Raw genomic sequence first — 23,914 nt, forward strand, 5'->3', positions numbered from 1 at the left:
CTCTCTAAAAATTTTTATAATTACAGTCAATCTGCTTTAAAAATTAGAATTAAGCAAGTCTGAAACAAAAAAGATCAGAAAAACTGAACTTCCACCAAAAATTAGACATTTAGTTTAAGTAATCTTCTGATCTTTTTAAAAAATTATAATCCTAAAAATTTTGAAAATTCTTCCATTGTCTTATCAAGTTTTGCTTTTACATTTTCATTTGAATCTGCATTTACACTGAAGTAGAATTTGATTTTTGGCTCTGTTCCAGATGGACGGGCTGTGATATATGTATCATCTTCCAGAACCAATTGTAAAACATTTTCTTTTGGTAATTTTATTTCAGTTTCTGTTCCTGTTTCCAAGTTGTATTCTTTGTGTGATAAGAAATCACGTTTAACTTTTATTTTTTTGCCAAGCAATTCATCTTTTACATTTTCTCTCAAGTTACTCATAAGAGCTGCCATTTGTTCAATTCCATCTTTTCCTTTAAGAGTGACAGATTTTATTCCTTCTAGGTAATATCCAAATTCTTTATATAATTTTTGCAATTCTTCATAAATTGAACTTCCAATTGAATCATAGTAAGCAGCCATTTCAGCGATTACCATTGAAGTTACTAATGCATCTTTATCCCTTGCATGTGTTCCGATCAAATATCCATAGCTTTCCTCAAATCCAAACAAATATGTTCCATCCAATTCCTTATTTTCAAATTGTCTAATTTTTTCTCCAATATATTTAAATCCTGTCAATGTTTTCATAACTCCAACATTTTTTGAAGGTGCAATAACGTCAATCATTGGTGTAGAAACAACAGTTGTAATAACTTTTGCATTTGCAGGAATATCTTTCTTATTATTTAAAAGATACTGCAGTAACAATAATCCAACTTGGTTTCCATTTGGATAATACCATTCATTTTTATCATCTTTTACAGCAATACCAATTCTATCAGCATCGGGATCGTTTGCCATAACTATTTTTGCCCCAATTTCATCAGCCAGTTTTACTCCAAGCTTAAATGCCGCTACTTCTTCAGGATTTGCATAAGTTACAGTTGGAAAATTACCATCTGGCTCAATTTGTTCCTTCACAACTTCAAAATTATAACCAAAATCAGACAAAATACGTTTCATAGGACGTCCACCAGTTCCATGAAGTGGAGTATAAACTATTTTGAAATTTTCTTTCCCTGGAATATCTGTTTTTAAAGTTTGTGTTTTTATTGCATCTAAATAATCGTCATCAATTTTTCCATCCAATTGAATAATTAATCCTTTTTCTCTTCCTTCTGCTTCAGAAATTACTTTAATTTCTTCAAGAGTCTGAATTTTATTAACTTCAGCAACAATAGCAGGTGCATGCGGATCTACTACTTGTGCTCCATCATCCCAGTAAACCTTGTATCCATTGTATTCCACAGGGTTATGCGAAGCAGTTACAACGATTCCAGCCATAGTTCCTTTGTATCTTACTCCAAATGATAATTCAGGAGTAGAACGTAAATCTTCATAAATATATGCCTTAATTCCATTGGCAGCCATAACTCTCGCTGTATTCAAGGCATATTCTCTTGAACCAATTCTACAGTCATGAGCAATGATAATCCCTTTTTCTTTTGCCAATTTTTCATCAAAACTTAACATGTAATTTGCAAGACCTTGAGTCGCTTTTCTAATTACGTATTTATTAATTCTGTTAGTTCCAATCCCACGAACACCTCTAATTCCACCAGTTCCAAAGCTTAAATCCTTAAAAAATCTGTCTTCAATTTCTTTATCATTTCCAGCCAGACTTCTCAGCTCTTCCTTATCCTTTTCATCAACAGCTTCTGAATTTAACCAGTATTCATATTTTTTCATATATTCCATGGTACGCCTCCTAAAATTTTTATTTAAATAATTTTAATTTCTATTATTTTGACAGTTTATTTTGAATTAAATATCGCCAAAAATTTTTCTATTCTATATTAATTTTACCATATTAATTTAATTTAACAAATACTTAAACGAAAAAAATTACAATTTTTTTACTAAAATTAAAACTAATACAAAAAACATTACAATAATATTCACAATAAACGGCAAAAAAGGGTTAAAATTTAATAAATATCCTGATAACAGCGAACCTATAGCAGTTCCAAGCGAACCCACTGCAGATGCCACTCCCAGTATCTTCCCCTGATTTTCCTTATATCTCTGAGCAATAATAGTATTTCCAAGCGAACGTACAATCTCGTACGTCATTGTATAAAGAGCCATCAAAAGATACGGAGTTACACCAAATTTAACTCTAAACAAAATCACTGCCATCAATATTATTCCAACAAAAATCAGAAATTTATAAATACTTTTTTCTTTAAACTTTTTTAATAATTTCCCCAGCAAAAATGCAGTTCCAAAAAAGGCAAGTAATGAGGAACACATAACAAAAGTTCCAATTGTATCAGAAGAAACTTTTTTATAAAATTTCAAAAAATAGTTTAAAGCACTTCCATAAGAATAAATTCCTATTCCTGAAAGCAAAATTACAAGACAGAAAAACTTGGAATATCCATCTAATTCCTTAATATATCTAAAAGTTGCAAATGGGTTTAAGTCCTTTTTATTTTTTTCTTCTTCTAATTTATTATCTTTTTTCACTATTTCCTTCATAACCAACAAAATAATTATTGAAACAATACTTCCACCAATAAACTGTAATGCAAATGAAAATCGTGGATCATTCATAGCAGTTGCGACATATCCCCCTATTTTCTGTCCAATTGCTCCGCCAATTACAGTAGCAGAACTTACTTTGGCAATATTCTTAGCCTTTTCTTCTTTTTCAGACAGCTGACTCACATATCCAAATGCCACAGCAAATGTTCCCCCTGAAGCAAATCCCGAAATCATCCGTGCTAAAAATATAAGTGGCAAATTCGTTCCAAATCCAAATATAAGCTGTGACATTCCATAACAAAATGGCATAAACACAAATATCCTCTTCATCCCAACTCTATCAGCCAAAGCTCCCAAATAAGGCGAAGAAATAAACATAGCCGTACTCATGAACGCCAGCAGTTCTCCCGAAATACTTTTCTTCCATCCTCTCAGTTCAATTAGTGCAGGCGTAGCAGGATGCCCTAAATTATAAACAATAATACATAAAAACATCAATACTATCATCCTATTTATGTTTTTTTTCATTTTTCCATCTCCTTTCCTTTTAAATATTTATGTTAATTTTAATACTATTTCCTGTTTAAATAGCGAATGTTTAAAAAATTTTGAATTACATGCTATTTGTTAAGAAATTAAAACTTTTATCCTCAACCTAGTTTCTATTTATAATGGGATTTAGTATAAATAATTCAGAATACAGTTATAAAATTAATTCTGAAAAAACAAAAAACCAGACATTACTCTGGTTTTTATAAAAATATTTATTCAAAATCTCTAATTTTAGAATAATCCTGGAATACTTACTCCGCCAGTAACTACTTCCATTTCTTTTTCAGCCATTTCTTCAGCTTTATCCAAGATTTCATTTACTGCATTTACAATTAAGTCTGAAACAATTGTTGCATCATTTTCTTCAATTGCATCTTTTAATACATCCAATGAAATTGATAAATCTACAATTTTTTTCTGTCCGTTTGCTTTTACAGTAATTCCTCCACCAGCAACAGATGTTTCTACAAATTTATCCTTTAATCCTTCTTGGATTTTTAACATCTCTTGTTGCATTACTTGAGCTTGCTTGATTATATCCTGCTGATTTCCACCAGATTTGTTTCCTGCTCCTTTTATTTTTCTAACCATAGCTGATAATTCCTCCTACGAATTATGATTTAATATTTATAACAATTTTTATTTTTATAAAAAAAAATGGTGGAGAGGGAAGGATTCGAACCTTCGAAGGCTGAGCCGGCAGATTTACAGTCTGATCCCTTTGGCCACTCGGGAACCTCTCCACAACATTCTAAATTTTAAATAGTGGTGCCGCTTGTCGGACTCGAACCAACCACCTACTGATTACAAGTCAGTTGCTCTACCAGATGAGCTAAAGCGGCATTAAATGGCGGAAGTGACGAGACTCGAACTCGCGACATCTTGCGTGACAGGCAAGCACTCTAACCAACTGAGCTACACCTCCATAAAAATGGTGGTCACAATTGGGTTCGAACCAATGACCCCCTGCTTGTAAGGCAGGTGCTCTCCCAGCTGAGCTATGCGACCATAAAACAATCACCATTTAACATTAAATATTCAATTTTAAAATTGGTACGGCCTAGGGGGATCGAACCCCTGTTACCGGGATGAAAACCCGAGGTCCTAACCACTAGACGAAGGCCGCACATTCATTCCCATATCTGTATTTACAATACTAACAGACAAGAAATATAATATCATACTTAATTTGATTTGTCAACACTTTTTTATAAAAAAATTGAATTTCTTTAAAATTTATTATTTTTTACATTTTTATCACTATTATTTTCTGTAATCCGTTTAATTCATTTTCGATTTCATCATTTGCTGATATTTTCATGGTAACTCTGTTTGAGTAATTTTTTTCTAATATTTCTATCCTAAATTTTTCACTATTTGTACTTAAAAAAGCCTCTATTTCTGAAGTATTTTCATAATCATAATCCAAAATAAAAATTGATTTTTCCACATATTCCACAATTTTTGCTTCATTAACGACCAGTTTTGCAGTTTTTGCATAATTTCTTATAAGTCCGCCTGCCCCCAGCTTTATTCCTCCAAAATATCTTGTTGCAACTATTGCCACATTATACACATCTAAAATGTTAAGTATTTCCGCCATTGGTTTTCCCGCTGTATTGCTTGGCTCTCCATCATCATTGTACTTAAAATATTCCTGACCATTTTCTATTACTCTGTAAAGTGGTACATTGTGGGTTGCATTTGGGTGCATTTTTTTTATTGAATTAATAAACTTTTCAGCTTCAACTACTGTTGAAACTGGTTTAATGTAGCCAATAAATTTTGATTTTTTTTCTTCAAATTCGATTATTGTTTCTTTTGCTACAGTTTTCAACTTTTCCTCCTTTCATAAATTTAAAATGATATTATTATGTTATCATAAAAACAAAACTCAGACAACTATTTTTCTAATTAAGTCTATCTGAGTTTCTATAATTTTTTATTGAGTTACTGGCTGTATCTGTACATATCCTTCCAACTGCTTAAATTTATTTGCACTTGCGAATTTCTTTCTCTTGTAATCGGCATCTGTCAGCTTTTTAGCTTCTGCTCTATCAGAATACATGCTTTTCATAAATATTGCCACTTCAACCATGCTAAATACTTCCATATCAGCTTTTTATATGATTTTTATCTTGAGTCTTCCCATCCCTTTCTTTTTCCTTTTTTCTCTCATTTTTCAAAACTTCATCCAGCAGCTTAATTACTCTTGTGTTTTCAAATTCTTTTCGATATTTTGATACCACATTATCATCAGCAACGGATAGCATTTGTGCAACTGCAAGATAAAGTGCCAACTCAGATTGTTCATTAAAATAAACATCTTCATAAGTTACATCCTTTGTTGAGACGTTTTCCAAATAATATTTGACTGCACTCTCTATGCCATAATTCATCATATTTTTTGCTATTTTTACCTCAGCAACTTTTAACTTAAATCCTCGCACGTAGTCATCAGGTATTCCAAATTCCTTTTGATTTTTTTGAATTTTGAAATAATCAATTATTCTTTGATATTTATTAATTTCTTTCTTTTGACTATCCAAAGTTTCTTTTCCACTATCTAAAATTTCTTTCACACTTTCACCATAGGTCGCTGTATCTTCCAAAACTCCTTCTTCATTTGAACTTCCATCATCGTCTTTATTTTGTATAATCCCCTTTTTATCATCATAAGAAAATCCATCTGGCAAATCATTTGCTTCACTATTAGTTTCTTCTCCCTCTTCAACAAAATAATCACCCAATGTTTCAATAAACATTACCATATCCAGATTTTCACTTAATGTATCGATAAGTTCTAATGCAACAGAATTCTTGTAACGACGTTTTATAAGATTGTAGTAAAATTTGGCTTTTTTTTCATCTCCTTTTAGTTTATAATAGGTAAATTCGTTTGAAAGTTTATCAAATTGTGGTGAATATGGAGCGATTTTATCCATATATTCTCTTGCTTTCCTAAAGTCTTTCTTTCCACCAACCATATATGCCCCTACTAGAACTGATCCCAGTGTTTCGTTTCTTTCATCTTTTCCATATATTTCTTTTAGTTTTAAAAGATTATCATTTTCTTTCCCATCTTCCGTAAAAAAATTTTTTTCGTCTCTAATGTCATATTCAAACTTTATCGTTTCATCAATTACATCTTGCTTTATACCAATTTTTGAAAGTCTATCCTGTATAAGTTCAGCTCTAGTATATGCTGATAGTTCACCTCCCAATGTTAAAAGAAGTGGTAATGATAACGTTACAAACATTCTTTTCATAAACTTTCTCCTCTTTCTTAATTTACCATTTTTGACAAAAAATCCTTGTCTTTTTCAGTTTCTTTCTGAATTTTTTTAGCAATCCAAGTATCTTCCAATTTTGCTCCATTACTTATTTTTAATAAATCTTCTTTTATTTCTTCATTCATTATTACAACATTAAAGTAAAGTATAACTTCAGCACGCAAATTATAATTTTGTATTTCCTCATTTACACTTTCATTTACAATATTATCCAAATATTCTGCAACAGCCTGTTTCACTTCCCCTTTATCAAATAAATTACGTATTTTATTCAAATAGTAAGTCAACTTCATAAAATAATATTCTTCGTCAGAAACTCCCACTTTTCGACGCTCACTTTCATTTTTAAGTAATTTTAGCACTTTTTCGGTAAGCATCTGTTTTTCATCAAAATTTTTTGCCACAAAAATTTTTGCTAGAGTTACCACAACTGTGTCGTTATATTTTTTAGGAATTTCATACATATATTTTTCAAAACTTGATATATCTCCTTGATCCAGAGCATACATCATTTTTGAAAAAGTTTTTTCATATTCATATGGTGTATATTTTACAAATAAATCAAGGTATTTTTTATAATCTCCACTTATTTTTGATTCAAAAATTGTAATCAAAGCTTGTGATGCTATATAATTCCTCTCATCTTTTTGAAGCAATTTTTCGAGCTTTTGCACTCTCTCACGAATAATTATCTCATCATTTTCAAAATACTGTGTATCCCTAATTTCGTAGTCCAGTGCCACTGTTTCATCAATTAACGCCTGCTTTACTCCAAGTTTTGATAACGTTTCTTGAATTTTCTCTTTCTGAGTAAAACCATATATCCCAAAATTTATCATTAAAAATATTCCAAAAATCAAAAATAATTTTCTCATATTTACCACATCCTTAAAATTTTGATAAAAATATTTGTGTATTTAATATTTATCTTTACAGCTATAACACTATATTATATCCCATATTTTCAATTTTCAAACACTTTTATTGTATTTTCTTTCACTTTTTTAAAAAGTTAAACTTATATTTATGCCTGCAAGCCGTAAAAAAAACTCTACAATTGTTAAAAATCCCTGTGTTAAAACTGTACTTCCCAAATAAACAATTACAAAAATAATCAAAATTCCGTATCTTTCAATTTTATTGTAAAATTCCCTAATTCTATACCCTGAAAGTGAATACACTATTCTACCCCCATCTAACGGTGTTATTGGTATTAAGTTAAACAATCCAAGTAAAAGATTTATTAAATAAGTATAAAGCAGGATTGTCATAAAAATATTCTCAATATCCAAATATTTATTTCCAAATTTTAACAATATAAGTGAAGTCCCAGCAAGAATGAAATTTACCACTATTCCAGCGATTGCAACACAAAATAACCCAAGCCGATGTGGTCTTAAATTATAAAAATTAACTGGAACAGGCTTTGCCCAACCCACCAAAAATTTAAATCCGCTCAAAAGTATGAGAATAGGCAAAATTATTCCTGTAAAATCAATATGTTTTAAAGGATTTAGCGTTATTCTTCCTTTTCTTTTTGCGGTGTCGTCACCAAATTTGTAAGCTACATAGCCATGTGCCACTTCGTGAAGAGTCATTGATATTACAAAAACAACAAGTGAAATTATCATGTCTCTTGAGATTTCCACTGCAAAAAAAATCTTTGCAATAAAATAAATAATAATTGCAACAATAATCCCCAGTTTTATTTCTGAATATTGAGGATTTAAGATCTTAAATCTGTTATAATAATTTTTTACTATTTTCACAAAACTTCCTTTCCAAAATCGTATATTTCTAATTCATTTCTAAAATTTATCACCCAAAAATTTAGTTCCTTTTGAATAAATTATATCAAATTTTCCTAAAAATAACAAAATATTTTAAAAATTTGATGTAGTAAAGTATTTAAATCTTTTTTTAAAATAAAAAAACAACCCTTATATAAAAGTTGTTGTTTTTAACAAATAATTTAATCCTTATTTTAATGGATACTCTATTTTAACTTAGATTTTATGGAGAGGAGGTTGGGAATTGTATTCTCTGTTTCAATCCTTATTTTAATGGATACTCTATTTTAACGGGTAGATATAGAATTAGAATACTTCCTAATACTGTCGAGTTTCAATCCTTATTTTAATGGATACTCTATTTTAACGAATTTATAAAAAGAGAAACATTGTTATTTGATGCATTGTTTCAATCCTTATTTTAATGGATACTCTATTTTAACATGTACCTAAAGATTTGAACGAAGTTCTACCACCTGTTTCAATCCTTATTTTAATGGATACTCTATTTTAACAATTTGGATTAACGTATTGTGTTTGTCCTTGTGTGAAGTTTCAATCCTTATTTTAATGGATACTCTATTTTAACATAGAATAAATTTTAAGAATAGAGACTATTTAAGTTGTTTCAATCCTTATTTTAATGGATACTCTATTTTAACTTATTGAAATATTTATGAGACTAAGATTATCAAATTTTAAAGTTTCAATCCTTGTTTTAATGGATACTCTATTTTAACTTTGGAAGGGGATAATTATATCCTCTTTCAATTAAACAAGTTTCAATCCTTGTTTTAATGGATACTCTATTTTAACTTAATAACGAACAGAAGGAATCAACAAAAGATAGAGTTTTCAATCCTTGTTTTAATGGATACTCTATTTTAACGAAGCGTAGAGAACGCTTTCGATTTAGAAGGTTTGAGGTTTTCAATCCTTATTTTAATGGATACTCTACTTTAACAACATAAAAATTTACTCTAAATAAAAATTTATTTGGGTTTCAATCCTTGTTTTAATGGATACTCTACTTTAACCCGAACCAAAATGTTTCCTTTCAACAGATTTTACCTCCCCGTTTCAATCCTTATTTTAATGGATACTCTACTTTAACTTTTGAATAAAAAGAGGAGAGTGATTTCGCCCATGGATATAAAGTTTCAATCCTTATTTTAATGGATACTCTACTTTAACATACTCACGCTGACCTTGACAAAATCGAGGAATTACTTGTTTCAATCCTTATTTTAATGGATACTCTACTTTAACTCAAAAAGACTGAAAGCATATCACATATATTTGAAAGTGTTTCAATCCTTATTTTAATGGATACTCTACTTTAACCCGTACTTTTGAGAAAATTCTTTATTTATCGGTGTTACAGAGATTTTTTCAGACATTAAAATCGCATTTTTTTGACTAATTTTTGTTATTTTTTGCGGTTTTTTTGGCATTTTCCGTAACTCCTAGCCTGCATTTTTAGTGGCTTTAAATAGATTTTTCTCTAGTTTTATTATTTTTGGTAGTGGCAGGAATTTTTACCACAAATTTATTTTACCACATTTTTTTGATTTTTCAAAATTTTTTTTAAAAAAGGAGTACCAAAACTGATACTCCAACTAACCTTTTTTATTACATTTTATTTTTACTATTTTTTGAACATTCCAGTAACTTTGTCTGCTAATCCCTTAGCTCCTTCTACTGTCTTGTCTACTGCTTCTTCAGCGCCTTTTTTAACATCTTGAACAACTTTGTTATTTGCAGCTTTTTCTGCTAAATCTTTTGCTCCTTCTACTGTTTTGTCTAGAACATCTTCAGTTCCTTTTTTAATATTCTGAACAACTTCGCTTCCTGCAATTTCCTTTGTTTTGTCAGCAGCCTTGTCAGCTAAGTCTTTTGCTCCATCTACTGTTTTTTTAAGAGCATCTTCTGCTCCTTTTTTCAAATCATCAAAATTCATAATCTTTTCCTCCATTTTATTATTATTTATAATTATTAAATAATTATCTTATTCTACAGTTACTGATTTTGCCAAGTTTCTTGGCTTATCAACATCATTTCCCTTTAATTTTGATAAATAATATGCCAATAGCTGATGAATTACAATTGTAGGGAATCCTGCATAATCATCTTCCACATCTGGAATATAGAATACTTCATCAGCCACTTCTTCTACAATTGTGTTTCCTTCTTTTGCAATTGCGATAACGTAAGCTCCTCTTGACGTAACTTCTTTTATATTTGATACTGATTTTTCAAACAAATCCGACTGTGTAACATTTACAACAACTGGGACTCCATCTGTAATAAGTGCAATTGTACCGTGTTTCAATTCTCCTGAAGCAAAAGCCTCTGAATGAATATACGAAATTTCCTTAGATTTTAATGCACCTTCCACAGCGATTACATAATCAAGTCCACGTCCAAGATAAAACATGCTTTCACTGTCTTTAATCTTGTTTGCAACATCTTTTATTTTTTCATCATACTCCAACATTTTTTGAATGCTTTGTTCCACTTCATACAGTTTTTTAATATCTCTATCAGCTTCATCTTTTGTAATTTTTCCAAATTTATATGCAAAGTCTATTGCCATCAAGTTTAAAATTACCATTTGAGTAGTGTATGCCTTTGTAGAAGCAACGGCAATTTCAGGTCCTGCCCAAGTGTAAATAACGTGATCCGCTTCCCTTGCTATTGAAGAGCCAACTACATTTGTAATTGCGACTACCCTTGCTCCATGTCTTTTTGCCTCTTTCATAGCCTCAAGCGTGTCTAAAGTTTCTCCAGACTGGCTTAACACAATAACCAATGCCTTATCGTCAATCACAGGATTTCTATATCTAAATTCTGACGCAATGTCAACATCTACACGGATTCTTGTTTTTTTCTCAATAATATGCTTTCCAGCAAGCCCAGCGTGGTAAGCAGTTCCGCAAGCCACAATATAAATATCATCGATTCCATTCAAATATTCCCTTGTAAGCCCCGCATCATCAAAATTAATGTTATAATTTTCATCAACTCTGCTGTTCAAAGTTTTTACAAGCACTTCTGGCTGTTCAAAAATTTCTTTTTCCATAAAATACTCATAACCACCTTTAGAAGCAGCTTCCAAATCCCACTCAATATGAGTTATGTCTCTTTTTATCTCTTTTCCTTCTACATCCATAATTTTTACAGAATCTTTTTTTAGTTCCACAATTTCATTATTTTCAATCAAGTATACATCTCTAGTATATTTCAAAATTGCAGGAATATCTGACGCAATAAAGTTTTCTCCATCTCCAAGCCCTATAATAAGCGGACTTTCCTTTCTTGCCGCAATAATTCTGTCAGGCTCGTTCACAGCCATAATCCCAAGTGCATAGGCTCCTTTTATAACTTTTAACAATTTCTTTACTGTTTCAAGCAAGTCCCCAGTATAAAGCTCATCCAATAAATGTGCCACAATTTCCGTATCAGTTTCTGACTTAAACTCATACCCTTTTGCAACTAAATCTTTTTTTAATTCCAGATAATTTTCAATGATTCCATTGTGAACAACAACTAATGTTTTATCCTTGTTAAAATGAGGGTGTGAATTTTCATCAGATGGCTTACCATGAGTTGCCCATCTTGTATGCCCTATCGCAACTGTCCCTGAAAGTGGATTTTTTTTCAGCTCATCAGCCAAATTTTGCAATTTCCCAACTTTTTTCACAATCTCAAATTTCTCATTTCCAGTATTAACAGCAATCCCAGCCGAATCATAACCTCTGTACTCTAATTTTTCCAACCCGTCAATAACAAATTCCTGAGCATTTTTCGCTCCAATGTAACCTACAATTCCACACATAATTTTTCTCCTTCATAATATAAAATTACTAGAAAATGTTACTATAATACCTTTGTAACTCCAATTACTCAGAATTTTTGTATATTATTAAGGTTGTAACCACCTAAAGAGCATCCGCCGATTATTTCGATAACTCTTTCCCTCGTCTCCTTTATCCATAATTTTATCCTAATTATTTTTAAAGGACTGGCGCTTTTTAATTTTTATTTCCTAGTCAAATGATTATATCAAATTTTTTATATTTTTTCAATATACAAACTTTTTTCATTAAATAAATATTATTTTAGTGTTAACTTAATATTCAATATTACTTTCTACAATTGCTCCATGTGAATGAATTACAAATATTCAAAACAGAATAAAAAACCTTTAAAATTTAACTATTTTTCATACATTTTATAATCTAATATTTAAAAGGATTTTATTATTTTACACTAAATATTCTTTACTCTTTCCAAAAATAACTCTTGCAATTTCACAGCTTCCCCATCTTCGGTATTCGCTCCAACATATTCAAAATTTTTTGGCAATAATTTTCTTAATCTATCGATGGAATTTCCCATTGCATAACCTTTTCCAACCATTGTAAGCATTTCAAAGTCATTTTCTCCATCTCCAAAAGCTACCGCATCCTTTAATTCCAAGCCTTCCCTTTCTAGTAGAAATTTTGCTGCAGCTCCCTTGTTTGCTCCTTTTGCCATAACTTCCATACAATAATCACTGACAAAAATAACATTTACATCGTCTGTTATCTTCAAGATAGCTGTTTCCAAGTTGATAAGTTGCTCATGGTCTCCAATATAAAATATTTTTAATATATCCAAGTTTTCTAATTCATTTTTTGGAAGTTCCTTAAAGTCAACTTTTACATCTCTTGAAATCCTATCATACACTTTTTGAGCGGTTCCCTTTGTGATAATCCAGTCATTCCCTGAAAAAATGTTTAAATGTGAACCTTCAGCGATATTTTCGTAATCCAACCCCAATATTGCTTTTGCTGATTTGCTTGACAAACCCTTTTCATAAATCATATTTCCATCTTCATCAAAAATCCTTGCCCCATTTGCTGCTATAATCGGAATTTTTACTTCAAGCTGTTCAGTTACATATCCGATTTGATCATAACTTCTCCCTGATGCAATATAAAAATTTACTCCTTTTTTTATTATTTCCTTTATTACATTTTTAGTAAATTTAGTAACATGATGACCTCTACTTAATAAAGTTCCGTCTAAATCACTTACAACTGCTTTATACATAAACTTTTCCTTTCTTGTCACTTTATTTTTATAAATCAAATAATTCTCTTACTTTTTTTGCCATCCCATCATTTGCATTACTGCCAATAACTTCCGTATCTGTCAATTTTTCAAGCAACAAATAAATCGAATTTCCCATTGCAAATCCAAGTCCTGTTTCTGTTATCAAGTCATAGTCATTCAGCCCATCCCCAAATGAAACAGCGTCCTTCAATGTTAATCCATCTCTTTCCAGCACCACTTCCGCTGCTTTCGCTTTATTACAATCTGCAGGAAAAACCTCCAGACTTCCTTCATTTGCAAATAAAAGACTTATATTCTCCTCACCCACCACTCTTTTTATCTCATTTTCCAGTTCCAGTAATTCGTCGTGATCTTCTCCAAGGAAAAAGATTTTTGTAAAGTCTTGTTTTTTAAATTCTTCAGGAGTAATCTGTTGTGGGTATCTAGTTCTGTCAGGCTTCTTGTTATAAAAATATTCTCTCAAATCTTCTGTAACAAACCAGTTTGGTCCGGCATACCCAGTTATAATAATGTCTTTCCCAAATGACTTATAATCAATATTCAGAACTTTATCCAAATATTCTCTTTTTAGTTTATTTGAAAAAATCTCATTTCCGTTTTCATCAAAAGCAACAGATCCATGTGAAGTAATCAAAGGGACTTGTACACCAAGATTATCCATAGCCTCCTTTGCTCCTAAATAATTTCTTCCAGTTGCAATATAAAACTTAATTCCTTTTTTTAACAGCAGTTTTACTGTTTTCCTAGTAAATTCACTTACTTTATGCTCTGCATTTAAAAGTGTTCCGTCCAAATCAGTTACAACAGCCTTAAACATTTGATTTTTTCTCCTTTTCTAAGTTTACACATTTTATCTTACTAAACTATTTTCTATAAATACTAAAACAAATAAAAAATCATTATATTAAAAAAATTTATAAAGACAAAAAACAAACTACAAAAATAATTTTGAAAATTCATTCATAAATTCCTGTTCATCAAAAGGTTTTGATAAGAATGCCTTTGCTCCAGCTTCTTTTCCCATTTTCATATAATTTGGAAACATAACCATTGTACTGCAAATCATAATTTTGGCTTCCTTGTCAAAGTCTGTAATTACTTGTGTGGCTTTTAATCCATGCATTCTTGGCATATTTATATCCATTGTTACAATTGCAGGATTTATCTTTTTATACATTTCCACAGCTTCCAAGCCATCATTTGCCTCGTATACTTCGTATCCTTGGTCTTCTAGAATGTCCCTTATATCCTCTCTAATAAATGGCGTATCATCTACAACCAATGCAATTTTACTCATTATTTCCCTTCACTTTCTATTTTATTTCTTTAAATAATTTTATTGAATATTAAATAATTCCCTTACTTTTTTAGCCATCCCATCTTCAGCATTACTTTCGATAATTTCAGTATCTGTTAATTTTTCAAGCAATCTGTAAATTGAGTTTTTCATTGCAAATCCAAGTCCAGTCTGAGTTATTAAATCATAATCGTTAAATCCATCTCCAAATGAAACAGCATCTTTTAATGCAAGTCCATCTCTTAATAGTAAAAACCCTGCAGCTACAGCCTTATCGCAGTCTTTTGAAAAAATTTCCAGACTTTTTTCATTTACAAATACGATATTGACTTCTCCATTCGTAACTTTTCTGACTTCCTTTTCAATTTCCAGCAATTTTTCGTGTTCGCCTAGAAAAAATATTTTTGTAAAAGCAAGTTTTTTAAACTCCTTCCACTCAATCTGCTCTGGATATTGCTTTCTATTTGGCTTTTGTGTATAAAAATAATCTCTGGCATCTTCTGTCACATACCAATGATTGCCTGAGAATCCATTTAAAATTATTCCTTTATCGAATGATTTGTAATTAATTGAAAAAATTTTATCCACATATTTCTGCTCAATATTGTTGACGTAAATTTCTGCTCCATTTTCATCTACAATTCTGGCACCGTTTGATGTAATCAAAGGAATCTTCAATCCAATTTCATCCATTATTTCCTTTGCTCCAACATAACCCCGTCCAGTTGCAATATAAAATTTTATTCCTTTTTTCAGTAATAATTCAATTGTTTCTTTCGTAAATGGACTAACCTTATGCTCTTCATTTAAAAGCGTCCCATCCAGATCGCTTACAACAGCTTTATACATAATAAAATTTCCTCCTACATTGATTTTAACACATTCCCTAAAAAATTTGAATTAAAATTTTTTTAAACTTGCCAAAACTTGCCTATTAGTGATACAATATTTAGAGAAAATAAAATTTGTGAGGTGAAAATAATGGGAACATTTGAAGATTATTTAAAATTTGAAGTTACTGAAGCTCAGGAAGATGAAAAACAGCTAAGAATTATAGAAAAAATTTCTTTATCAGAAGAAACTGAAAAGGCTATAAAAAGTATAGACAAGGATATTACAATTATCGCTGTAGCACAAGTTTACTGTCCCGATTGCCGTGCAACTGTCCCTTTCCTAAAAAAATTCAGCGACTTAAATAGTAAAATAAAAATTGACTACCGTTCAAGGGAAACTGCCAAAGAATTTTTTCCAGATACAGATGAAAGAATAAAAATACCTACACTAATTTCGTATGTTGATGGGAAATATAATACTTTTTGGAATGAATTTCCAGATGTAGTGAGAAAGGAAATGGATAAAAATCCAGAAAATTTTGAAGACATTAAGTACAATTTCAGAATTGGAAAGTTTAATGCAGAAATTGAAAAAGAACTTGTTAATTACTTAACTTCTTTATAAAAAAAATAAAAAGCAGGGAATAAAAATATTTATATTTTCTTTCCTTGCTTTATTTTACACTAATCTCTTTTCCAAAATCAAGAATTATTAGTTTTATTAGTTTTATAAAAATAATAATATATAGTAAAACTTTTTTAACCCCAAACTCAAAAGCTATGGTTATTTTACTCAAACCCTAAACTTAGTTATAATTTTTGGGTAGTTCCATTTTAAATAGGTTCAAGTATACTACAAATTCCAAAATGAAATCTCAATATTCTCACTTTTAAAATTATTATCTATTTCAGTATTTTCAATTTCTTCATAAAAAACTTTATACATCTTGCTTTTATACTTAAAAGCCTTCATTTTATCTAAATTCTTTTCCAAAAACGAGTTCTCATAACTTCCAATCATAAAAAAATCACAATTATAGCCTTTATTTTGAATAAATTTTACAGCTTTTCTAAATTCATTTTTATTTTTTTTCTCATCTGCATTTTTATCCTTTAAAACAAAATCCACATACAAAAAATTTGAAATTTTATTGATTTCAGGCATTTCTGGATATCCAAAAAAAGCTATTACCTTTCTAAATTTATACAAAAATTTATAAATTTTTTTGTAATCTGTCACAACGTATTTTTTATTTGTCTTATTTTTCAGATAAATTTCAAAATTTCCATAATTCAAAATTTCATCATTCTTTACTATTAAATGGCCTTTTTTCACATTTTTCAAGCTAAAAAATACAATGTTTTTATAAAATTCATAAATTGGCATACTTTTTCGCCTTTTTGTCAAGATTCTTTGTGCTACTTTATTTTCTTCAAGAATAGTCGTAATTACAGTTTTTACTCCACATTTTTTCGCTTCTGCTATTAACATTTTGTAAGCCTTGCCAAAATTGACTTTATTTCTATATTCTTTTTTTATTCTAAATGAATTTAAATACCCGATATTATTTTTAAAAATAGAACAAGCCCCAACACCAACAAGATTGTCATTTTCAGTATCAATTCCTACCACGATAATCGGAGTGTTTTCACTATCCTTATGCAATGATTCAAACAAATTCGGCACTTTCTCGTATTTTACCTGTACAAGCGATTCCATTTCCTCTTCATCTAGAATATTTCTTATTTCATCGCTATAATCACTATTTTGAATAATTTTAAATTCTATTTTTTTCATCTTTCCCCAATCTTCTGATTAAATCCCGTGCCATAACTTCTTTCCCAGTCGCAGGAAAAAATTTATCATAACCATTCAGAACAATCTTTTTCCAATTTTCAATCAATTCTTCCTTATTCTCCCCAAATAACGGAATTAACGGAAATTTAAAACACAAATTCTGAACCAGATCTCCACAAAACAAATATTTCTCATTATTTTTTTCATCAAAAACTGCAAGAGAAATCGAATCATCTGAATGTCCCTTTGTTTCAATAATTTCCATATTTCCAAAACCGTATTCTGAAAGTAAAATCTTTTCCTTTTGTAAAAAATCAATAAAAATCACTTTTTCCATATCAGTTTTCTCTAATTTTGGAAAGATATTTTTGCTAAAATTCTTTTTACTTTTCAATTTTTTAGAAATCTTTTCTGTAAACCAGTAAAATCCATTTGGAATAACACTTTTTCCTATTTCTAATACATTTTCACAATTTCTATGTGCAATAACTTTAACATCTCCAATTTCATCAATTAGCATTTTCAGATTTCCTACATGATCAGAATGGGAATGGCTTAGAACTATCACTTTTATCTTTTTTATATCTCCAATTTTTTGAATCAGTTTTTTCAAAATTTTTTCCTTTTTTACATGTACCCCTGTATCCAGCAATAAATATTCATCATTTTTATTTTTAAATAAATACAAATTATTTAGACCGATTTTTATTTTTTCTATCATTTTTAGAAAGCTCCTTGATATTTTAATGAAAAACCTGCCAGTCCAGTAAATAGAACTGACAGGCATAAGGTGGGAAAAACAATGGGAATTTACTTAATTATTTTTGACTACTAAAAAATAAAAAAGCAGCGATTATAACTGCTAAAACAGTCAAATCCCAGTTCCACCTCCTAACTTTATAACGTGGCTTCAAGGTTTGTGAAGCCTTGACAAATGATTATAACATAAAAAAAAGCCCCATTCAATAATGAACAAGACTTTTTTTCACAATTTGCCATATTATAACCGTTAGGTTTTTATCTGTAAGTATTATAACATTTCTAAAGATAAATTTCAATATTAAAAATTAATTTTTTTATTTTTTGTGGTATAATTTATTAAATAGATTATATTTAAAGGAGCATTTTATGAAAACAACTATAGATTTTATAGTATTCTCAATTTTTTATATTTTTATAAAAATCTTTAATTTTCTTTCACCCAGAATTCGTCTAAAAATATCTGAATTTATCGGTGTTTTGCTTTTTTATCTCATTCCAAAAGGAAGAAAATTGTCGTATCGTAACTTAAATTTGATTTTAAATGAACAAAATAGTTTTAATTATTCAAAGAAAAAAATCAAGGAAATTGCGATAAAATCTTATAAGAATACAGCAAAGTCGTTTTTACTGCCCTTCTGGATTTATGAATATTTTGAAAATTTTTCGCCAAAAATATATAATTCTGAATTACTGGAAAAATTAAAGAGTGAAAATGAACGGATTATTCTTGTTACTTCACATTTTGGATTTTTTCACGCCAGCCTTTTTCCAACGAGAAACGACGCAATGTTTATTCCTATTAGAATTATCTCAAACAAATTTATTGAATCTTATATGGATAAAATCCGTTTTAAGAATAACATGACTTATTTTCCAGAACAAAATTACAAATCTTTTTTGAAAAATAAAAATTCAAAGGGTGTTTTTGTGCTTTTAAGTGACGTACGAAAACCAGATGGGGATAAAATCACATTTTTTGGCTTACCTACCACTAATTCAGGCTTTCCTGCTTATTTTTCCAAGAAAGAGAATATTCCGATTGTTATTATTCACAATGAAGTTGATGAAAACAATATTTGCCACATTTTTATAGACAAAGTTATCCATCCTGAAAATTACAAAAATAGACACGAAATAATGAAATCTATTTTAGCTGAATACGAAAAAATTATCTTAAAACTGCCAGAGCAATGGTTCTGGTTTCAGGACAGATGGCGGGATGGAATCTAACTTTTATTTTTCCTGTCCTTGACTTTCAATATATCTTTTAAAAACTTACTGAATTTGTTCAATAATATAAGGTTTTTTTATTTTCACAAGGGGTCAATACCCCTTGCTTTAGAACATTTGTTTTATCAAATTCTAAATATAGTCGAACCCATTTAAAATTAAGCTGTTAAAAATTATATAGATTTAGGATTTGAGTAAAATAGTTATAACTTTTTATTTCGGTTTTAAAGCAGTTTTACTGCATCTTTGAAATTATCACAATATTTACGGCTTATTTTACTGAAAATTATTTTGGAGCTTCATCCAAGTTTTGTGCATACGGTAAATCATATTTCCCCATAACTTCTTTTTTCAAATTAAAGTTTTGTGCAAAAAATATTGCAAACATTCCCAAATCATGGCTCCGTTTTAACTGCATAAATCCTCTTTTAAGTATTGAACGCCATCCAAAAAAACTTTTTCTTGCATTGGCACATTTCTTGGAAAGCTCATCGGGAGTCTGATCGCTTGGAAGAAAGGAAATCCGTCCATAAGGATAATTTTCATCCAGCCACCATTTTTCACTAAGAAGCCGTTTTTCTTCTCTTAATTTTCTATAAACGCCTGTTTTTGGGAATGGTACAAGATGGTTAAATGCTGCAAAATAAAATCCATGTTTTTTGGCAAATTTTACCGTTTCATCAAAAGTTTCCTTCGTGTCATTTCCATAGCCGAATACAAAAGTAGCATAAATTCCGATTCCATAACTATGAATTTTTTCCGTCAGTTCATTTATTTCCCCAACACCACTTCTCCAGCCTTTCCCCATATCCTTCAAAATATTTGGATTCATCGATTCATACCCAATCAAAATCATCTTACATCCACTTTTTTTCATCCAGTAAAGTAGTTCATCATTTTTCGCAATGGTAATAGCCCCTTGTGTTACCCATTTTATATTTAATGGAGCAATCGCCTTGCAAATCTCAATCGCATGTTTATGATCCGCTACAAAATTATCATCAATAAAAAAAACATATTTCTTCCCAGAATTTTTTATATCCTGCACAATTTCCTCAATAGGACGTCTAAAGTACTTTTTCTCATAATAAGAATGAATCGCACAGAAATCACACGCAAAATTGCACCCACGCCCTGTTTCAATCAGTGCAAGCGGTGAATATTTCCTATCCTTGTAAATACTCCTGTCGGGCATTGCAAAAGAAGTAGTTACCCCATAATACCGTTTTTCCAACTTATTCTTGCTCAAATCGTTCAACATCTTTGTCCACACGCTTTCCGCATTTCCCAAAATAATCGAATCAAAATGTTCCAGACACTCGTCAGGCTCTACAGTTGGATGATACCCCCCTGCGAGTACCTTTATTCCTCTTTTCTGAAATTTTTTTGCTATTTCGTAAGCCCTTTTGGCAGTATAAGTTTCCACAGAAATCACAACCAGGTCTGTATTTTCCTCATAATTTATAAACTCATTCCTGTCGTCCATAAAATTCGTTTCAACATCCTCAGGAGTTAAAGATTTTAAAACCGCAATCATAAGTGGCTCCATATTTTTCCATGTTTTTATATATTTCTGCCCTTTTTTCTTCCCAATGGCAGGCAGTATAAATGTTATTTTCACTGTTTTTCTCCTTTTTTCTCAACTTCTATTTCTCAAATTTTATCTTCCCATACTTCCTAAATTTCCGTGCATGCTGCCTTGAAAATACTTCCAGAATGAATTTCAGCCCTTTATTCCTAGAAGTTTTCAATCTTCTTAAAATTCGCTTGAAAGTGAAAGTATCAAGCCACAATTTATAAAATTCCTTTTGCAATGTGTCGTAACTCATATTTTTAGGCTTGAATACGACTGTTTCAGTGTCGTAGTAATACCAGTCCTCTGTAAGTAATCTGCCTTCTTCTTTTAACTGATTAAAAAAAGGGGTTCCTGGATACGGAGTAATTATGTTATATCTTGGCACATCTACCCCAATTTCCTCAATAATATCAGGAATTTGGCGAATTGACTCCACTGTGTCAGTTTCCATTCCTATCATAAGTGTAGAAAGGACTGATATTCCATAAGATTGAATCGTTTTTACGAGTTTTTTGTATTCTGCGACATTGTTAAATTTTTTATTTACTCCATCAAGATTTTCCTGAACAAAACTTTCCAAGCCAATAACCAAGCCTATACAGCCAGATTCTTTCATTAACTGAAGAATTTTTTTATCATTGCCAATATTTATTGTTGCAGAAGCAGTCCATTTTATTTTTAATTTCTTCAATTCTTCCATTAGCTGAATGGCGTAATTTCTATTGCCTAAAAAGTTTGGATCAAGAAATATCCATTTTTTGGGCTTATTCGCTTTTATTTCATTTATCACATACTCTATGCTTTTTATCTGATTTTTTCCAGAGTACATCTTTGTGATGGAGCAGTAGGAGCATTTATTGGGACAGCCATTGTTTGCGACGATTGTGCCATAATTTTTGAAATATTTTTTATTTTTCAAAAGTTTTCGGTTTAATGGCTTCGGTTCATAATCATTTCCAACGAGGTTAAAATATTCTCTTTTTGGAGTTCCATTTGTAAACTCTTCAAGAAACATCGGAAATGAAATTTCAGCAGCTCCAGTAATTACTGTATCAAAATATTGTAATGCCTCTTCTTTCAAAGCTGTCGCATAATGCCCGCCAATTAATGTATACGCTCCTTTACTTTTCCAAAACTTGGCAATCTCTTTTGCCCTTTTCGATCCTGAAATTACCGAAGAAATACAAATTAAGTCAAATTTTTCATTTTCATATTTTTTAGAAGTAGCATCCCATTTTTCCACACCTTCATCCACAATAACAACATCAGCGTTATACTTTCTGTCAATTAGTGATTCCAGCGTTATTAACGTAATTTGCGGATAATATTTTCTTTTGTGAATTGAGTTGTATTTGTAAATGTTATCCTTTGCTAAAACAAGCATTATTCTCATAATTTTATTCCTTTTTTGTTATAAACTTCTTTTCGGTTGATATAATTTACAGCGAGAAATACAAGGGCATGTTTAAAATTGGCAGCACCGTCAAACAGCCTTTTCCAGATACTCGAATGTCTGTTATATTCCACCTTGCATTTCAAAATTCCCGCCTCAAATTCCTCAATCGTCATATTATATGGCTCAAAGCATGCTTTCCCATAACGAAAGTTCTCATCTAGCCACCATCGTTCATAAAGCAACCGACCTTCTTTTTTTAATCTTTCATAAAAAGGAGTTCCTGGTATCGGCAATGCTGGGTTAAAGCCTGCAAGGAAAAATTTATGCTTTTTAGAAAATTCCAAAATTTCATCAAAGCAGTTTTTATCATCATAATCATACCCAATTACATAGCTTGCATGTACAAGAATCTTGTTTTTTTTATAAATATTAATGATTTTCTCATAATCAAACTCATAATTTGCAACCTTTTTCATTTTCTTAATGTTTTTTATATTTATATTCTCAAATCCCAGAAGCATTTCAATGCACCCCGCTTCTGACATCAATTTTATCAATTTCTCATCTCTTGCAATATCGATGCTGCCTTGACAAGCCCATTTTATTTTCAGTTTCTTCAATTCTTCAAACAGTTTTAGAGCTTTTTTCTTATTAGCAAAAATATTATCATCCACAAAATAAACAATTTTCGCCCTTTTATTCGTTCTAAAAATTTCCTTTACCTCATTTATTACATTCTCAACATCCCTATGTTGAAAATCTCCTTTGTGAACCGCCCCAATCGTACAAAATTCACATTGGTGCATACAGCCTCGCCCAAACTGAACTGGCACGACAAAAGAATATTTTTTTCCTTTGTAAATGCTCCTATCATAAACAACATTATTAATATCCGGCAATTTTCTACATTCATACCTCTTTTTCGGCACCCCGTTTTCCAAATCATTCAAAAATTCATTCCAAGTAACCTCTCCACTTCCTACACAAACCGTATCTGCATGTTCCTGCACCTCATCAGGCATAAGCGAAGCGTGGTACCCTCCAATCATCACATAAACTCCGCGTTTCCTGTAATTTTTTGCCAGTTCATAAGCCCGTCTAGTCGTCATTGTAAACGTAGAAATTACAACCAAATCAACCTCAAGATCCATCGGAATATCCTCAATCCTATCATCAAAAAGCATAAGCTCATGTCGAGTCTTATCCGTAAGTCCCGAAAGAACTGCAAAAGCAAGTGGCTCTATCGCATCATTGGAACGTTTCCCCCCCATATTTGGACGTAAAAAAGCTATTTTCATTTTTCTTCTCCTCTCTTTCTTACACATCTGTTTTTATTTTATACTATTCCCCATTTAAATAACGAAATTATTACAAACTTTTCTAATAAAGGGTATAAATTTAATATTTTCAAATAATTAAAATATAATTTTCATTTTTCAATCAGATTCTAGTATAAATAACCCGTCGGAGCATTTTTCTGTGCTGGCAAAACTGTCTGAGCATAGCGAGTTTTTTGTCAGTGCAGAAAAATGTCGTAGACTAGCCATAGGTTGTAGGATTTGCGGCAATGAGCAATCCTACGAAAATAAAAAGAAAAAACATAAATATAAATGAA

General features: G+C 30.5%; 21 protein-coding genes, 5 tRNA genes and 1 CRISPR repeat array. Of the genes, 2 read left to right on the forward strand and 24 right to left on the reverse strand.

Annotated features, from left to right (window positions below; all coding sequences use genetic code 11):
• Positions 1 to 143 precede the first annotated feature (143 nt).
• From ACZ5B9_RS12235 to ACZ5B9_RS12325, 19 genes are all read right to left on the reverse strand, one after another.
• A complete protein-coding gene (locus tag ACZ5B9_RS12235; protein WP_464422830.1) occupies positions 144 to 1,862 on the reverse strand; it encodes a phospho-sugar mutase in 1,719 nt (572 codons plus the stop codon).
• A 147-nt stretch (positions 1,863 to 2,009) separates the two neighbouring features.
• The gene (locus ACZ5B9_RS12240) at positions 2,010 to 3,179 is read right to left on the reverse strand and encodes an MFS transporter (protein WP_464422831.1); all 1,170 of its coding nucleotides are present in this window, start codon (positions 3,177 to 3,179) and stop codon (positions 2,010 to 2,012) included.
• Between the two features lie 255 nt (positions 3,180 to 3,434).
• Positions 3,435 to 3,794 carry a YbaB/EbfC family nucleoid-associated protein gene (locus ACZ5B9_RS12245; RefSeq protein ID WP_015770281.1) on the reverse strand — a complete coding sequence of 120 codons (360 nt, stop codon included), beginning with the start codon at positions 3,792 to 3,794 and terminating at the stop codon, positions 3,435 to 3,437.
• A gap of 67 nt (positions 3,795 to 3,861) precedes the next feature.
• Positions 3,862 to 3,946: transfer RNA gene (locus tag ACZ5B9_RS12250), tRNA-Tyr, on the reverse strand.
• Between the two features lie 23 nt (positions 3,947 to 3,969).
• Positions 3,970 to 4,045 (reverse strand) — tRNA-Thr (locus ACZ5B9_RS12255).
• Positions 4,046 to 4,051: 6 nt separating this feature from the next.
• Positions 4,052 to 4,128 (reverse strand) — tRNA-Asp (locus ACZ5B9_RS12260).
• A 7-nt stretch (positions 4,129 to 4,135) separates the two neighbouring features.
• A tRNA-Val gene (locus tag ACZ5B9_RS12265) sits at positions 4,136 to 4,211 on the reverse strand.
• A 43-nt stretch (positions 4,212 to 4,254) separates the two neighbouring features.
• Positions 4,255 to 4,329, reverse strand: a tRNA-Glu gene (locus ACZ5B9_RS12270).
• Between the two features lie 120 nt (positions 4,330 to 4,449).
• Positions 4,450 to 5,040, reverse strand: coding sequence for an IMPACT family protein (locus ACZ5B9_RS12275; protein ID WP_464422832.1), 591 nt, complete (start codon positions 5,038 to 5,040; stop codon positions 4,450 to 4,452).
• Between the two features lie 105 nt (positions 5,041 to 5,145).
• Positions 5,146 to 5,301 carry a hypothetical protein gene (locus tag ACZ5B9_RS12280; protein ID WP_464422833.1) on the reverse strand — a complete coding sequence of 52 codons (156 nt, stop codon included), beginning with the start codon at positions 5,299 to 5,301 and terminating at the stop codon, positions 5,146 to 5,148.
• Between the two features lie 16 nt (positions 5,302 to 5,317).
• The gene (locus tag ACZ5B9_RS12285) at positions 5,318 to 6,472 is read right to left on the reverse strand and encodes a hypothetical protein (protein ID WP_464422834.1); all 1,155 of its coding nucleotides are present in this window, start codon (positions 6,470 to 6,472) and stop codon (positions 5,318 to 5,320) included.
• Positions 6,473 to 6,489: 17 nt separating this feature from the next.
• Positions 6,490 to 7,371, reverse strand: coding sequence for a hypothetical protein (locus ACZ5B9_RS12290; RefSeq protein ID WP_314291448.1), 882 nt, complete (start codon positions 7,369 to 7,371; stop codon positions 6,490 to 6,492).
• A 129-nt stretch (positions 7,372 to 7,500) separates the two neighbouring features.
• Complete coding sequence (locus ACZ5B9_RS12295; protein WP_464422835.1) at positions 7,501 to 8,265, reverse strand: site-2 protease family protein; 765 nt, start codon at positions 8,263 to 8,265, stop codon at positions 7,501 to 7,503.
• A 200-nt stretch (positions 8,266 to 8,465) separates the two neighbouring features.
• Positions 8,466 to 9,630: a CRISPR direct-repeat array (repeat unit 37 nt; unit sequence GTTTCAATCCTTATTTTAATGGATACTCTATTTTAAC).
• Between the two features lie 304 nt (positions 9,631 to 9,934).
• Positions 9,935 to 10,246: a hypothetical protein gene (locus ACZ5B9_RS12300; RefSeq protein ID WP_464422836.1), complete on the reverse strand. Its 312-nt coding sequence runs from the start codon at positions 10,244 to 10,246 to the stop codon at positions 9,935 to 9,937.
• Between the two features lie 48 nt (positions 10,247 to 10,294).
• Entirely contained in the window at positions 10,295 to 12,124 is a 1,830-nt protein-coding gene (glmS, locus tag ACZ5B9_RS12305; RefSeq protein ID WP_464422837.1) for a glutamine--fructose-6-phosphate transaminase (isomerizing), read from the reverse strand.
• Between the two features lie 434 nt (positions 12,125 to 12,558).
• On the reverse strand, positions 12,559 to 13,383 hold the full coding sequence (locus tag ACZ5B9_RS12310; RefSeq protein ID WP_464422838.1) for an HAD family hydrolase: 825 nt from the start codon (positions 13,381 to 13,383) through the stop codon (positions 12,559 to 12,561).
• 28 nt (positions 13,384 to 13,411) lie between these two features.
• A complete protein-coding gene (locus ACZ5B9_RS12315) occupies positions 13,412 to 14,224 on the reverse strand; it encodes an HAD family hydrolase (protein ID WP_464422839.1) in 813 nt (270 codons plus the stop codon).
• A 117-nt stretch (positions 14,225 to 14,341) separates the two neighbouring features.
• Entirely contained in the window at positions 14,342 to 14,704 is a 363-nt protein-coding gene (locus ACZ5B9_RS12320; protein ID WP_464422840.1) for a response regulator, read from the reverse strand.
• 39 nt (positions 14,705 to 14,743) lie between these two features.
• Positions 14,744 to 15,553 (reverse strand): HAD family hydrolase, encoded by an 810-nt coding sequence (locus ACZ5B9_RS12325; RefSeq protein ID WP_464422841.1) that lies wholly within the window; start codon positions 15,551 to 15,553, stop codon positions 14,744 to 14,746.
• Between the two features lie 132 nt (positions 15,554 to 15,685).
• On the opposite strand from ACZ5B9_RS12325, the gene ACZ5B9_RS12330 reads away from it, so the two are divergent.
• Complete coding sequence (locus ACZ5B9_RS12330; protein ID WP_464422842.1) at positions 15,686 to 16,162, forward strand: thioredoxin family protein; 477 nt, start codon at positions 15,686 to 15,688, stop codon at positions 16,160 to 16,162.
• Positions 16,163 to 16,390: 228 nt separating this feature from the next.
• Here the strand turns inward: ACZ5B9_RS12330 and ACZ5B9_RS12335 are convergent, their stop codons facing one another.
• Positions 16,391 to 17,335, reverse strand: a complete 945-nt coding sequence (locus tag ACZ5B9_RS12335; RefSeq protein ID WP_464422843.1) for a GNAT family N-acetyltransferase — start codon at positions 17,333 to 17,335, stop codon at positions 16,391 to 16,393.
• Entirely contained in the window at positions 17,316 to 18,056 is a 741-nt protein-coding gene (locus ACZ5B9_RS12340) for an MBL fold metallo-hydrolase (protein ID WP_464422844.1), read from the reverse strand. The genes ACZ5B9_RS12335 and ACZ5B9_RS12340 overlap by 20 nt, the downstream gene beginning before the upstream one ends.
• Positions 18,057 to 18,463: 407 nt before the next feature.
• Here ACZ5B9_RS12340 and ACZ5B9_RS12345 point away from each other — a divergent pair, with 407 nt between their 5' ends.
• The gene (locus ACZ5B9_RS12345) at positions 18,464 to 19,327 is read left to right on the forward strand and encodes a lysophospholipid acyltransferase family protein (protein WP_464422845.1); all 864 of its coding nucleotides are present in this window, start codon (positions 18,464 to 18,466) and stop codon (positions 19,325 to 19,327) included.
• A gap of 286 nt (positions 19,328 to 19,613) precedes the next feature.
• On the opposite strand, the gene ACZ5B9_RS12350 is transcribed toward ACZ5B9_RS12345, so the two are convergent.
• The 3 genes from ACZ5B9_RS12350 to ACZ5B9_RS12360 are packed head-to-tail and all read right to left on the reverse strand — an operon-like array spanning position 19,614 to position 23,597.
• Positions 19,614 to 20,948 (reverse strand): B12-binding domain-containing radical SAM protein, encoded by a 1,335-nt coding sequence (locus ACZ5B9_RS12350; RefSeq protein WP_314292809.1) that lies wholly within the window; start codon positions 20,946 to 20,948, stop codon positions 19,614 to 19,616.
• A 25-nt stretch (positions 20,949 to 20,973) separates the two neighbouring features.
• Positions 20,974 to 22,296 (reverse strand): B12-binding domain-containing radical SAM protein, encoded by a 1,323-nt coding sequence (locus tag ACZ5B9_RS12355; RefSeq protein WP_464422846.1) that lies wholly within the window; start codon positions 22,294 to 22,296, stop codon positions 20,974 to 20,976.
• Positions 22,293 to 23,597, reverse strand: a complete 1,305-nt coding sequence (locus tag ACZ5B9_RS12360) for a B12-binding domain-containing radical SAM protein (protein ID WP_464422847.1) — start codon at positions 23,595 to 23,597, stop codon at positions 22,293 to 22,295. The genes ACZ5B9_RS12355 and ACZ5B9_RS12360 overlap by 4 nt, the downstream gene beginning before the upstream one ends.
• Between the last annotated feature and the right edge of the window lie 317 nt (positions 23,598 to 23,914).

It is taken from the genome of Leptotrichia sp. SK-5 (assembly GCF_055387215.1).

Bases quoted from the DNA above. Each gene is read 5' to 3' on its own strand.
- ACZ5B9_RS12355 (WP_464422846.1), bottom strand. From the start codon at position 22,296: ATGAGAATAATGCTTGTTTTAGCAAAGGATAACATTTACAAATACAAC.
- ACZ5B9_RS12315 (WP_464422839.1), bottom strand. From the start codon at position 14,224: ATGTTTAAGGCTGTTGTAACTGATTTGGACGGAACACTTTTAAATGCA.
- ACZ5B9_RS12280 (WP_464422833.1), bottom strand. From the start codon at position 5,301: ATGGTTGAAGTGGCAATATTTATGAAAAGCATGTATTCTGATAGAGCA.
- ACZ5B9_RS12235 (WP_464422830.1), bottom strand. From the start codon at position 1,862: ATGGAATATATGAAAAAATATGAATACTGGTTAAATTCAGAAGCTGTT.
- ACZ5B9_RS12345 (WP_464422845.1), top strand. From the start codon at position 18,464: ATGAAAACAACTATAGATTTTATAGTATTCTCAATTTTTTATATTTTT.
- ACZ5B9_RS12340 (WP_464422844.1), bottom strand. From the start codon at position 18,056: ATGATAGAAAAAATAAAAATCGGTCTAAATAATTTGTATTTATTTAAA.
- ACZ5B9_RS12285 (WP_464422834.1), bottom strand. From the start codon at position 6,472: ATGAAAAGAATGTTTGTAACGTTATCATTACCACTTCTTTTAACATTG.
- ACZ5B9_RS12325 (WP_464422841.1), bottom strand. From the start codon at position 15,553: ATGTATAAAGCTGTTGTAAGCGATCTGGATGGGACGCTTTTAAATGAA.
- ACZ5B9_RS12300 (WP_464422836.1), bottom strand. From the start codon at position 10,246: ATGAATTTTGATGATTTGAAAAAAGGAGCAGAAGATGCTCTTAAAAAA.
- ACZ5B9_RS12335 (WP_464422843.1), bottom strand. From the start codon at position 17,335: ATGAAAAAAATAGAATTTAAAATTATTCAAAATAGTGATTATAGCGAT.
- glmS (WP_464422837.1), bottom strand. From the start codon at position 12,124: ATGTGTGGAATTGTAGGTTACATTGGAGCGAAAAATGCTCAGGAATTT.
- ACZ5B9_RS12310 (WP_464422838.1), bottom strand. From the start codon at position 13,383: ATGTATAAAGCAGTTGTAAGTGATTTAGACGGAACTTTATTAAGTAGA.
- ACZ5B9_RS12360 (WP_464422847.1), bottom strand. From the start codon at position 23,597: ATGAAAATAGCTTTTTTACGTCCAAATATGGGGGGGAAACGTTCCAAT.
- ACZ5B9_RS12330 (WP_464422842.1), top strand. From the start codon at position 15,686: ATGGGAACATTTGAAGATTATTTAAAATTTGAAGTTACTGAAGCTCAG.
- ACZ5B9_RS12320 (WP_464422840.1), bottom strand. From the start codon at position 14,704: ATGAGTAAAATTGCATTGGTTGTAGATGATACGCCATTTATTAGAGAG.
- ACZ5B9_RS12245 (WP_015770281.1), bottom strand. From the start codon at position 3,794: ATGGTTAGAAAAATAAAAGGAGCAGGAAACAAATCTGGTGGAAATCAG.
- ACZ5B9_RS12290 (WP_314291448.1), bottom strand. From the start codon at position 7,371: ATGAGAAAATTATTTTTGATTTTTGGAATATTTTTAATGATAAATTTT.
- ACZ5B9_RS12240 (WP_464422831.1), bottom strand. From the start codon at position 3,179: ATGAAAAAAAACATAAATAGGATGATAGTATTGATGTTTTTATGTATT.